The sequence below is a fragment of the Pandoraea sp. 64-18 genome, assembly GCF_001899225.1.
Lineage (GTDB): Bacteria > Pseudomonadota > Gammaproteobacteria > Burkholderiales > Burkholderiaceae > Pandoraea > Pandoraea cepalis.
Genome location: NZ_MKVU01000006.1, coordinates 401,044 through 413,011, shown reverse-complemented (window position 1 = coordinate 413,011; position 11,968 = coordinate 401,044). Strand labels below are relative to the sequence as shown.

Annotated in this window: 9 protein-coding genes; 8 read left to right on the top strand and 1 reads right to left on the bottom strand. The window is 64.9% G+C overall.

Annotated elements, in window-relative coordinates:
• The 3 genes from BGP02_RS04595 to BGP02_RS04585 all read left to right on the top strand — a co-directional run.
• Positions 1–216 (top strand): hypothetical protein (locus BGP02_RS04595; protein ID WP_286797976.1); only part of this gene is annotated, 216 nt, incomplete at its 5' end.
• A gap of 416 nt (positions 217–632) precedes the next feature.
• Positions 633–1,442 carry a MetQ/NlpA family ABC transporter substrate-binding protein gene (locus BGP02_RS04590; RefSeq protein ID WP_017233376.1) on the top strand — a complete coding sequence of 270 codons (810 nt, stop codon included), beginning with the start codon at positions 633–635 and terminating at the stop codon, positions 1,440–1,442.
• Between the two features lie 167 nt (positions 1,443–1,609).
• Positions 1,610–1,771, top strand: a complete 162-nt coding sequence (locus tag BGP02_RS04585; protein ID WP_286797973.1) for a hypothetical protein — start codon at positions 1,610–1,612, stop codon at positions 1,769–1,771.
• A 28-nt stretch (positions 1,772–1,799) separates the two neighbouring features.
• Here the strand turns inward: BGP02_RS04585 and prpR are convergent, their stop codons facing one another.
• Positions 1,800–3,929 (bottom strand): propionate catabolism operon regulatory protein PrpR, encoded by a 2,130-nt coding sequence (prpR, locus tag BGP02_RS04580; protein WP_286797971.1) that lies wholly within the window; start codon positions 3,927–3,929, stop codon positions 1,800–1,802.
• Positions 3,930–4,282: 353 nt separating this feature from the next.
• On the opposite strand from prpR, the gene prpB reads away from it, so the two are divergent.
• The 5 genes from prpB to BGP02_RS04555 all read left to right on the top strand — a co-directional run bounded on the left by prpB (position 4,283) and on the right by BGP02_RS04555 (position 11,913).
• Positions 4,283–5,173: a methylisocitrate lyase gene (gene prpB, locus BGP02_RS04575; RefSeq protein WP_017233380.1), complete on the top strand. Its 891-nt coding sequence runs from the start codon at positions 4,283–4,285 to the stop codon at positions 5,171–5,173.
• Between the two features lie 28 nt (positions 5,174–5,201).
• Positions 5,202–6,353 (top strand): bifunctional 2-methylcitrate synthase/citrate synthase, encoded by a 1,152-nt coding sequence (gene prpC, locus BGP02_RS04570; RefSeq protein ID WP_017233381.1) that lies wholly within the window; start codon positions 5,202–5,204, stop codon positions 6,351–6,353.
• A 146-nt stretch (positions 6,354–6,499) separates the two neighbouring features.
• The gene (gene acnD / locus BGP02_RS04565) at positions 6,500–9,097 is read left to right on the top strand and encodes a Fe/S-dependent 2-methylisocitrate dehydratase AcnD (protein ID WP_268567886.1); all 2,598 of its coding nucleotides are present in this window, start codon (positions 6,500–6,502) and stop codon (positions 9,095–9,097) included.
• Between the two features lie 20 nt (positions 9,098–9,117).
• Positions 9,118–10,308 (top strand): 2-methylaconitate cis-trans isomerase PrpF, encoded by a 1,191-nt coding sequence (gene prpF, locus BGP02_RS04560; RefSeq protein ID WP_286797967.1) that lies wholly within the window; start codon positions 9,118–9,120, stop codon positions 10,306–10,308.
• A gap of 156 nt (positions 10,309–10,464) precedes the next feature.
• Positions 10,465–11,913, top strand: a complete 1,449-nt coding sequence (locus tag BGP02_RS04555; protein WP_017233384.1) for a bifunctional 2-methylcitrate dehydratase/aconitate hydratase — start codon at positions 10,465–10,467, stop codon at positions 11,911–11,913.
• The last annotated feature ends 55 nt before the right edge of the window (positions 11,914–11,968 follow it).

The window sequence follows — 11,968 nt, the reverse complement described above, 5'->3', positions numbered from 1 at the left end:
GGCGGTGGCGGTGGCGGCGGTGGCGGTGGCAACGCCCCCGGCGGCAGTGCCGGCGCCAGCAGCGGCGGAGGCGTGGGGGCTTCCGGACCGGGCGGTCGTGGCATCGGTGGCGCGGCCGGCGGAAACGGGCTTGCCGCGTTCGGCGGCCCCAGCGGTTTTGGCGGTGGCGGTGGATGTTCGATGAACGGCTTGAATGGTGAGGAGACGTGCCCCTGAGTCAGTCCCGCGTGGGCCGTCCGCGTTCGGCACAACGCGGGCGGGCGCTTGCCTGCGGCATTTGCCGATGCCTGCCAACGCGCTTTGCAGGTTTATCGTCGGTTCCTGATGCGACCGGCTGACGGCCTCGCCGTCAGCCGTGCCACCCCCCCGGCCCGTGATCAGGCAGTTCTCCCGGCGACACGCCCCTTCGGATGACCGAAGGGGCGTTTTTTTATGCGACCGATGAATCGACGCGCGGAGGATATCGAAATGCCGATTGTGTATTTCGCGTAAACCCGTATCTATGGCAGCATCCTGGGTCTGGGCCGTGCAAGGGCGTTGCCGTCCCTTGTGCGACCGTTGTGGACCCATCAAGTCCGCCCCATCGAACGGGCGCTCAACAGGCGCCAAATGAGCAATAGGAGAAATCGCACATGCTGTCCCGTCAACTGATTCACGCGTTCCTCGGCGCCACGTTTGCGCTGGCCTCTCTCGGTGCCACGGCCCAGACGGCCGCCAAACCCCTGAAGGTCGGCACCATGGCCGGCTCGGATGCGCAGATCTTCGAAGTCGTCAAGAAGGTCGCCCATCAGCGCGGCCTCGAGATCAAGATCATCGAGTTCAGTGACTACGCACAGCCGAACGCCGCGCTCGACGCCGGCGACCTGGACGCCAACGGCTTCCAGCACAAGCCGTTCCTCGACAGTCAGGTCAAGGATCGCGGCTACAAGATCGTGAGCGCCGGTCTCACGTACGTCTCACCGCTGGGCTACTACTCGAAGAAGTACAAGTCGCTGAAGGATCTGCCGAATGGCGCCAAGGTCGGTATTCAGAACGACCCGTCCAACGGCAACCGTGCGTTGCTCCTGCTGCAGAAGGAAGGCCTGATCAAGCTGCGTGCCGGTGCTGGCGTCAATGGCAAGAACGCGACCCCGCTGGACATCGCCGAGAACCCGAGGAAGCTGAAGATCGTGGAACTGGAAGCGGCGCAACTACCGCGTGCGCTGCCGGATCTGGATGCCGCCTCGATCAACACCAACTTCGCGGCACAAGCCGGTCTCGTGCCGAAGCGCGACGCGATCGCCATCGAAGATCTGAAGGGGCCCTACGCCAACCTGATTGCCGTGCGCGCACAAGACCTGAACAAGCCGTGGGTCAAGCAACTGGTCGACGCCTATCACTCCGACGAAGTGAAGGCATTCATCGAGACGCAGTTCAAGGGCGCGCTGATTCCCACGTGGTAATCGTCGGCGTTCCGTGCGATGCGCATCGCGCGCGTCGTTCGTCGTAGGTCATGGACCGGGGTTTCGACCCCGGTTTTTTTATGTCGTCGCGACGGACATATGGCTACGCAGGCATGACATCGTTTGACTAGAATGGAAAGTGAGATTCGGACCGACGGGAGGTCGCCATGTCCTTGCTCAACGTTTCGATGATGCTTGTGGCGCTGCTTGTCGGCTTCGCCATCGGCATGTTCTTCGACCATTTCTGGGTAACGCATCACGACGAGCCGTCCCAGCACAGGCGCCTGGATTGGCACGAGATGTGGGACCGCATCCGTCACCAGCACTGACGAGCGGGCCGTACCTGAAGCGCAAGCCTCAGCCGTCGACAGTGTCGCGCAGTTTGCGCCAGAGCGTGGAGCGGCTGATGCCGAGTGCCTCGCAAGCGGCGCCGCGGTCGCCACCGCACGCCGCCAACGTGGCGTGAATGCGGGCAAGGTCTTCGGCTGCGCGACGGGCACGACCTGTCAGCGGCGCTGACGCTGAGTGTGATGTTTCGACGCCGGGGACGCGGGCGCGATGGGTGTCGTGCGCGCCAAATTCGCGTCCGTTGGTCGTGTTGATGACATCGGGCGGCATCGGTGTGCCCAGTTCATCGGTCATCGCGCCCAACTCCGGGGCAATCTCGACCAACCTTGCACGGCTGATCTCGTGCGCGTCGACGACATCCGCGCATACGACGGCAATGCGTTCCAGCAGGTTTTCCAGTTCGCGGACATTGCCCGGCCAGCGATAGGTCGCGAGCAGCGGCATGAGCGACGCCTGCAGCGCTTCGACGCTCATGCGCGCCCCCGCGCGGGCGAGTGCGCGTTCGAGAAAGAGGGGGGTGAGGCGCGGCAAGTCCTCCATGCGTTCGCGCAGTGCCGGCAGCACCATGCGCAGGATGTTGAGCCGGTAGTACAAGTCTTCGCGGAACCCCCCTGCAGCCACCCGCTGGCGAAGGTCGCGGTGAGTGGCCGCAATCACGCGCACGTCGCAGGGCACGGGCTCGGTCGCGCCAAGTCGCAGCACCTCGCGCTCCTGCAGCACCCGCAACAGACGCGTTTGCAGCGGCATCGGCATTTCACCGATTTCGTCGAGAAAAATGGTGCCGTTGTGCGCCGTCTCGAACAACCCCGCCTTGCCGCCGCGCCGCGCGCCCGAGAAGGCGCCGTCTTCATAGCCGAACAGTTCGCTCTCGAGCAGCGTTTCCGGAAACGCCGCGCAGTTGATGGCGACGAACGGATAGTCGCGCCGTCGACTGGCATTGTGAATGCCTTGTGCGAGCAGCTCCTTGCCGGTGCCGCTCTCGCCGTGGACGAGTACGGTCGAGTCGGTCTGGGCGTAGCGGCGTGCCAATGCACGCACCTGCGACATCGCGTCGGAATCGCCGATCAGATCGTCGAGGCGATAGCGCGCCACGAGATGGCGTGGGCGATGGCGCGAGCGTAGCGAGCGATCCACGCGCGCAAACGACTGCGAGTCCTGGCACGTCAGCAGCGCGCCCGTGAGCGTGCCCTGGTCGAGCAAGGGAATGCGATTGATGACCCACGTTTTGCCGGCCATCGAGACAATGGCCTCGAGTTCGGCGCTCGCGCTCTCCAGCGTGCGCGCGATGTCGAGCGCCGGGGCGATGGCATCGAGCGGACGGCCGACCGCATCGGCAACGCTCACGCCGAGCATGCCCGCCATCGGGGCGTTGATCGCTTCGATGCGCCCGTTCAGATCGACGGCAGCGACCCCTTCGTGCAAGTGTCGCAGCACGGTATCGAGCCGCTCGCGGCGTTGCGCTTCGATGCGTCCGAAGCGCGCGACTTCGAGTGCCGTGTCGAACGCGGCGCGCACCGAATCCTGCGAATAGAGAAAGACGCCCGCGAGTCCGGCTCGCTCGGCCAGTTCAGTCACCAGCCCGGGGCCGACAATGACCTCGATGCCTTCGTCGCGCAGCCGGTGCACAAGGTCTTCCGCATCGTGGCGGTCGAAATAGGCGTGTTGCGAGATGTCGAGGTGGAACGCGCTCTTGAAGCGCTCAAATTCTGGCGCGGGTCGGGCATACGACACCAGCGCGATACGCGACGCGGGCGAGGGCGCAGGCCGCGCGCGGCGCGCCCGTGCCAGCGCATGCATCACGTCGAAGCCCGTCACTTTCACGAGCACCACGGGCAGGGCAAGGCGCTCGCGCAGGAAGGCACCGTTCGAGCCAGCGGCGACAATGCCGTCAACACTGCCCGCGGGCAGGCGCTCCAAGGCTTCGATGACGGCTTCATAGCCTTTGTCGATGATCTGCACCTCGGCTTGCGCGGCGTAGTCCGGCACGATGTCGCGGTACAACTCGCCGAGCTTGCTGATGCCCACGGCCCAGATCACGGGTTTTCGAACGGCGGTGACCGGTTGCGCAAACCCCGCGCGCGCGGCGCTCGGAGCCGCCGTCGACAGGCGAGGGGGTATCGCGGGGGAGAAATTTGGCATGACCGGACTCATCGATAGGTGCAGGCGGGTGCGCGGCGCGCGGACGCGGGCCACCGCAGGAGACTGACTCGAATCGTAGCATAATGCAACTATACGTTTCATCTTATGTTTCAATATGAAACATGGTGCGACGAATGCCCGGCGCGAAGCGACGCATTCGACTTGACGCGCGCGTCACACCCGAGAAGAATTTCCGCTGCGAAATGAATGTCTTAGCGATGCGACGGTGCAGTTGGCGCGCATCCGGATAGCGGGCTGGCACGGTCATTGCTAACTACCTTGCCATCACTCAACCCATGTGCGATTTGGCAGCTTCCACCGCCGGCCGCACACGACACGATCGAGGCACTCACGTGACGCAAACCCATCGTTCGGCCGGCGCCGCTTTTCGCGAGGCCGTCAAGACCGAGCAACCCTTGCAGGTTGTCGGCGCCATTAACGCGAATCACGCCTTGCTGGCCAAGGCGGCTGGTTTCAAGGCGATCTATCTCTCCGGCGGCGGTGTCGCGGCGGGGTCGCTCGGCCTGCCCGATCTGGGCATCTCCACGCTCGACGACGTGCTCACCGACGTGCGCCGCATCACCGACGTATGCGATCTGCCGTTGCTCGTCGACGTCGATACCGGCTTCGGGCCGTCGGCGTTCAACATCGCGCGCACGGTGCAGTCGCTCATCAAGTTTGGCGCGGGCGCCATGCATATCGAGGATCAGGTCGGCGCGAAGCGTTGCGGCCATCGTCCCGGCAAGGCCATTGTGAGCCAGCAGGAGATGGTCGATCGCATCAAGGCGGCGGTCGACGCCCGCACCGACGAGAACTTCGTCATCATGGCGCGCACCGATGCACTGGCCGTGGAAGGTCTGCAGGGGGCCATCGATCGCGCATGCGCCTGCGTCGAAGCCGGCGCCGACATGATCTTCCCGGAAGCGATGACCGAGTTGCCGATGTACCGCCAGTTCGCCGATGCCGTGAAAGTGCCGGTGCTCGCGAACATCACGGAGTTCGGCGCGACACCGCTGTTCACTGTGGAAGAACTCAAGAGTGCGCAGGTCGGTCTTGTGCTGTACCCGCTCTCGGCCTTCCGCGCCATGAACAAGGCGGCGCAGAACGTCTATCAGACGATTCGCCGCGACGGCACGCAAAAGGCCGTGCTCGACACGATGCAAACCCGCGCCGAACTCTATGAGAGCATCGGCTACCACGCTTACGAACAGAAGCTCGACGCGCTGTTCGCCCAACAGAAATAACTGAATCCCTGATCCTGGAGGAATGAGCATGAGCGAGACGACTGCCACCGGCTTCAAGCCAAAGAAATCCGTCGCCCTGTCGGGGGTGACTGCGGGCAACACCGCGCTGTGTACGGTGGGCCGTTCGGGCAACGATCTGCATTACCGCGGCTACGATATTCTGGATCTGGCCCAGACCTCGGAGTTCGAGGAAATCGCGTACCTGCTCGTCTATGGCAAGCTGCCGAGCGTGGCGGAGCTGCGCGGCTACAAGGCCAAGCTCAAGGCGCTGCGCGGCCTGCCGGCCGCCGTCAAGGACGCGCTCGAGACCGTACCGGCCGCCGCCCACCCGATGGACGTGATGCGCACGGGCGTCTCGGTGCTGGGCACCGTGTTGCCGGAGAAGGACGATCACAATGTGCCGGGCGCGCGCGACATCGCCGACCGTCTGATGGCCAGCTTCGGCTCGATGCTGCTGTACTGGTACCACTTCAGCCACAACGGCGTGCGCATCGATGTGGAGACCGACGACGACAGTATCGGCGGCCACTTCCTGCACCTGCTGCACGGCGAAAAGCCGTCGGACTTGTGGGTGCGCGCCATGCACACGTCGCTGATCCTTTACGCGGAGCATGAATTCAACGCGTCCACGTTCACCGCGCGCGTGATCGCGGGCACGGGCTCGGACATGCACTCCGCCATCACCGGCGCCATTGGCGCCTTGCGCGGCCCGAAGCACGGCGGCGCGAACGAAGTGGCGTTCGAGATCCAGAAGCGCTATGACTCGCCCGACGACGCCGAGGCCGATATCCGCCGCCGCGTCGAGAACAAGGAAGTGATCATCGGCTTCGGTCACCCGGTCTACACCGTGAGCGATCCGCGCAACAAGGTCATCAAGGAAGTCGCGCACGAATTGTCGAAGGATCAGCAGAATACGAAGATGTACGACATTGCCGAGCGTCTGGAATCGGTGATGTGGGACGTCAAGAAGATGTTCCCGAACCTGGACTGGTTCAGCGCTGTGAGCTACCACATGATGGGCGTGCCCACCGCGATGTTCACGCCGCTGTTCGTGATTGCGCGCACGTCGGGCTGGAGCGCCCACGTCATCGAGCAGCGCATCGACAACAAGATCATTCGTCCGAGCGCCAATTACACCGGTCCGGAAGATCAGCAGTTCGTGCCGATCGACAAGCGCTGAGTCTGCCTGCGTCGGGCCTTCCTTGCCCGGAAGGCCCCGGGGCGGCGGTCGCTTCGCCGCTGTCCCGCGCAGGCGTCCGGCACGCAGGCGCATCGTCTGCTTACGGGTTACGCTGCCATCCACCGGGCCGATACTTTCCTCACATGATGAATTCCGAATACCGTAAATCCCTGCCCGGGACGTCGCTCGATTACTTCGACGCCCGCGCCGCTGTCGAGGCCATTGCGCCGGGCGCCTACGACACGCTGCCCTACACGTCGCGCGTGCTGGCCGAGAACCTCGTGCGCCGCTGCGATCCGGCGGCACTGACCGACGCCCTCAAGCAACTGATCGAGCGACGCCGCGATCTCGATTTCCCCTGGTTTCCTGCTCGCGTGGTGTGTCACGACATTCTCGGCCAGACCGCGCTGGTCGATCTCGCCGGGCTGCGCGACGCCATCGCGGCGCAAGGCGGCGATCCCGCGCTCGTCAATCCGGTCGTGCCGACGCAACTCGTCGTCGATCACTCGCTCGCCGTCGAGTGCGGCGGCTTCGATCCCAACGCGTTCGCCAAGAACCGCGCCATCGAAGATCGTCGCAATGAAGATCGTTTCGACTTCATCAACTGGACGAAGCAGGCGTTTCGCAACGTCGACGTGATTCCGCCGGGCAATGGCATCCTGCACCAGATCAATCTTGAGCGCATGAGCCCTGTGATCCAGGTCTCGGACGGCGTGGCTTATCCGGACACGCTCGTGGGCACCGACTCGCATACGCCGATGGTCGATGCGCTGGGCGTGATCGCCGTCGGTGTGGGCGGTCTGGAAGCCGAGAGTGTGATGCTCGGGCGCGCGTCGTGGATGCGTCTGCCGGATATCGTCGGCGTGGCACTGACGGGCAAGCCGCAGCCGGGGATCACGGCGACGGATATCGTGTTGGCGCTCACCGAATTCCTGCGCAAGGAGAAAGTGGTGTCCGCCTACCTGGAGTTCTATGGCGACGGGGCGGCAAACCTCACGCTGGGCGACCGCGCCACGATCTCGAACATGGCGCCCGAGTTCGGCGCCACGGCGGCGATGTTCTACATCGACGCGCAAACGATCAAGTATCTGAAGCTCACCGGTCGCGAGGACGCCCAGGTCGCGCTGGTCGAGACCTATGCGAAGCAGACCGGCCTCTGGGCCGACACGCTGACGCACGCGCAATACGAGCGCGTGCTTACGTTCGATCTGTCGAGCGTGGTGCGCAACATCGCTGGCCCATCGAATCCGCACAAGCGTGTGCCGACGAGTGAGTTGGCCGCGCGCGGCATCAGCGGCAAGGTCGAAAACGAACCGGGCCGGATGCCCGACGGCGCGGTCATCATCGCGGCGATCACGAGCTGCACGAATACCAACAACCCGCGCAACATGATTGCGGCGGGATTGTTCGCGCGCAACGCCAATCGCGCGGGCCTCACGCGCAAGCCGTGGGTGAAGAGCTCGCTCGCCCCGGGGTCGAAGGCCGTCACGCTGTATCTGGAGGCCGCCGGGTTGCTGCCGGAACTGGAGGCCCTCGGCTTCGGTGTGGTGGCCTATGCGTGTACGTCATGCAACGGCATGTCGGGCGCGCTCGACCCGGTCATCCAGCAGGAGATCATCGAGCGCGACCTCTATGCCACGGCTGTGCTCTCGGGCAACCGTAACTTCGACGGTCGCATTCATCCGTACGCGAAGCAGGCGTTTCTCGCGTCGCCGCCGCTGGTGGTGGCCTATGCCATCGCCGGGACGATCCGTTTCGACATCGAGAAGGATGTGCTCGGGGTCGATGCCAACGGCAAGCCGGTGCGCTTGGCCGACCTTTGGCCGAGCGACGAAGAGATCGACGCGATCATCGAGCGCAGCGTCAAGCCAGAGCAATTCCGTCGCGTCTATGAGCCGATGTTTGCCGCGTCGGTCCACGCGGGCGAGACGGCCGATCCGCTGTACGACTGGCGCGAGATGAGCACCTATATCCGTCGTCCGCCGTATTGGGAAGGGGCGCTCGCGGGTGAGCGTACGTTGCGCGGCATGCGCGCGCTGGCGGTGCTGGGCGACAACATCACGACCGACCACCTCTCGCCGTCGAACGCGATCATGGCCGACAGCGCGGCCGGTGAATACCTCGCGAAGATGGGCCTGCCGGAAGAGGATTTCAATTCCTACGCCACGCACCGCGGCGACCACCTGACGGCGCAGCGCGCCACGTTCGCCAACCCGACGCTCAAGAACGAGATGGTCGTGGTCGACGGGCAGGTCAAGGCGGGGTCGCTCGCGCGTATCGAGCCGGAAGGCAAGATCACCCGCATGTGGGAAGCGATCGAGACGTACATGGCGCGCAAGCAGCCGCTCATCGTCATTGCCGGGGCCGATTACGGCCAGGGTTCGTCGCGCGACTGGGCGGCCAAGGGGGTGCGGCTGGCGGGCACTGAAGCCATCGTTGCCGAGGGTTTCGAGCGCATTCACCGCACCAATCTGGTCGGCATGGGCGTCTTGCCGCTCGAATTCAAGCCGGGCACGAACCGCAAGACGCTCGGCATCGACGGCAGCGAAACCTTCGACGTGACCGGTGAGCGCACGCCGCGCGCCGATCTCACGCTGGTCATCCATCGTCGCAATGGCGAGCGCGTGGAAGTGCCGGTGACCTGCCGTCTCGATACGGCCGAGGAAGTGTCGATCTACGAGGCGGGCGGGGTGCTGCAGCGCTTCGCGCAAGACTTTCTGGAATCGTCACAGGCGGCTGCCTGACCTGCCCGAGGAGAGACGTGATGGCGCATCAGCCACAAATTCGAATACCCGCCACCTACATGCGTGGCGGCACCAGCAAGGGCGTGTTCTTCCGCCTGCAAGACCTGCCCATCGCCGCACAGGTGCCGGGCACAGCGCGCGATGCGCTGCTCATGCGCGTGATCGGCAGCCCGGACCCCTACGGCAAGCAGATCGACGGCATGGGCGGGGCGACGTCGAGCACGAGCAAGACGGTCATCCTCGCGAAGAGCGAGCGACCGGAGCACGATGTGGACTATCTGTTCGGGCAGGTGTCGATCGATCAGACGTTCGTCGACTGGAGCGGCAACTGCGGCAATCTGTCGGCGGCCGTCGGCCCGTTCGCGATCAGCGGCGGCTTGGTGGATCCGGCGCGGGTGCCGCGCGATGGCGTGGCCGTCGTGCGTATCTGGCAGGCCAACGTCGGCAAGACGATCATTGCGCACGTGCCGATGACGGACGGTGCGGTGCAGGAGACGGGGGATTTCGAACTCGACGGCGTGACGTTCCCGGCCGCCGAAGTCCAGCTCGAATTCCTCGATCCGGCCGCCGAGGACGACGGTGAGGGGGGAGCCATGTTCCCGACCGGCAACCTCGTCGATGACCTCGAAGTCCCCGGTGTGGGCACATTCAAGGCGACGATGATCAACGCCGGCATTCCCACCATCTTCCTCAATGCCGAGGACATTGGCTACCGGGGCACGGAGTTGCAGGACGCCATCAACAGCGACGCGAAGGCGCTGGCGATGTTCGAGACGATTCGAGCGCACGGTGCGATCCGCATGGGGCTGATCAAGGACGTGTCCGAAGCCGCGACGCGTCAGCACACGCCGAAGGTCGCGTTCGTGGCGAAGCCGGCGGGTTATACGGCCTCGAGCGGCAAGCAGGTGAACGCGGCCGATGTCGATCTGCTGGTGCGCGCGCTGTCGATGGGCAAGCTGCATCACGCGATGATGGGCACGGCAGCCGTTTGCATCGGTGCGGCGGCGGCGATACCGGGCACGCTCGTCAATCTCGCGGCCGGCGGCGGTGTGCGCGACGCCGTGCGCTTCGGGCATCCGTCGGGCACGTTGCGCGTGGGCGCGCAAGCGACGCAGGAAGGCGGCGAGTGGACGGTCACCAAGGCCCTCATGAGCCGCAGCGCCCGGGTATTGATGGAAGGATGGGTGCGCATTCCGGGCGACGCGTTCTGAGGGGGTAACCTTCGCCCCACGATGGGCGTGGGGCGGTGAGGCGATTCCGGCGGCCGGCGAGCGTTGCGCTCTCCGGCCGCTTATCATGGGAGGTCTCGGCAAGCCGCTTCGTCTTGACAGGATGGCGGCTTTCGTCAACGTCACAGGAGGCCGTCCATGTCCGCAGGCATCTCGAATGTGCGTCCCGCGCCCGACAAGGTGCTGACCGATATTGTCGACTATGTTCTCACCTATGAGATCCGCAGCGATCTCGCCTTTGAAACCGCTCGCCACTGTCTGATCGACACCCTCGGGTGCGGCTTCGAGGCGCTGTCCTATCCCGCGTGTACCAAGCTGCTCGGCCCCATTGTGCCGGGTACGTTCGTGCCGAACGGGGCAAAGGTTCCCGGCACGCCGTATCAGCTCGACCCGGTGCAGGCGGCGTTCAGCCTGGGCGCGATGATTCGCTGGCTCGACTTCAACGACACGTGGCTGGCGGCCGAATGGGGGCATCCGTCCGACAATCTCGGCGGCATTCTCATGACGGCCGACTGGCTCTCACGCACGGCGGTGGCGCAGGGGCAGCCGCCGCTGACGATGCGCCATGTGCTCGCCGCAATGATCAAGGCGCACGAGATCCAGGGCTGTCTGGCGCTGGAGAATTCGTTCAATCAGGTCGGACTCGATCATGTGGTGCTGGTGAAAGTCGCGTCGACGGCGGTCGTTGGGGAAATGCTCGGGCTTTCGCGCGATGAGCTGATCAACGCGCTCTCGCTCGCGTTCGTCGACGGGCAGAGCCTGCGCACCTATCGTCACGCGCCGAACACGGGCAGCCGCAAGTCATGGGCGGCGGGCGACGCCACCAGCCGCGCGGTGCGACTGGCCCTCATGGCACGTTCGGGCGAGATGGGCTACCCGTCGGTACTGACCGCCAAGACGTGGGGCTTCTACGACGTTTTGTTCAAAGGCCAGCCGTTCGCGTTCCAGCGGCCGTATGGCGAGTACGTGATGGAGAACGTGCTGTTCAAGATTTCATTCCCGGCGGAATTCCACGCGCAAACGGCGGCAGAGGCGGCGATGACGCTGCACGCTCAGTTGCAGGCGATGGGACGCAGCGCGCAGGACATCCGGTCGGTGAAGATTCGCACGCATGCGGCGGCGATTCGCATCATCGACAAGCAGGGGCCGCTCGCCAATCCGGCGGATCGCGATCACTGCATCCAGTACATGGTGGCGGTGCCGTTGCTGTTTGGGCGACTGACCGCGGGCGACTACGAGGAGGCAGTTGCCACCGACCCTCGCATCGATGCGCTGCGTGCGAAGATCGTCTGCGAGGAAGATCCGCAATTCACGCGGGATTATCACGATCCCGACAAGCGATCGATTGCCAACGGGCTGACCGTCACCCTGAGCGACGGGACGGCGCTCGACGAAGTGCTGGTCGAATACCCCATTGGCCACAAGCGTCGCCGAGCCGAGGGCATTCCCCTGCTCGTAGAGAAATTCAAGACGAATCTGACGCGGCGCTTCGCGGCGCGCGCGCAGGCCCGCATTCTCGACGTCGCGCTCGATCAGCAACGACTCGAGGCGATGCCGGTGCATCAATTCGTGGATCTGATGGTGTGAGCGCCGGGAGGCGTGCGTCGCACGCGCTGTGTTGTGCTGCGGCGGCGCTCGGGGT

Bases quoted from the DNA above. Each gene is read 5' to 3' on its own strand.
- BGP02_RS04590 (WP_017233376.1), top strand. From the start codon at position 633: ATGCTGTCCCGTCAACTGATTCACGCGTTCCTCGGCGCCACGTTTGCG.
- BGP02_RS04585 (WP_286797973.1), top strand. From the start codon at position 1,610: ATGTCCTTGCTCAACGTTTCGATGATGCTTGTGGCGCTGCTTGTCGGC.
- prpC (WP_017233381.1), top strand. From the start codon at position 5,202: ATGAGCGAGACGACTGCCACCGGCTTCAAGCCAAAGAAATCCGTCGCC.
- BGP02_RS04555 (WP_017233384.1), top strand. From the start codon at position 10,465: ATGTCCGCAGGCATCTCGAATGTGCGTCCCGCGCCCGACAAGGTGCTG.
- prpR (WP_286797971.1), bottom strand. From the start codon at position 3,929: ATGCCAAATTTCTCCCCCGCGATACCCCCTCGCCTGTCGACGGCGGCT.
- prpF (WP_286797967.1), top strand. From the start codon at position 9,118: ATGGCGCATCAGCCACAAATTCGAATACCCGCCACCTACATGCGTGGC.
- acnD (WP_268567886.1), top strand. From the start codon at position 6,500: ATGAATTCCGAATACCGTAAATCCCTGCCCGGGACGTCGCTCGATTAC.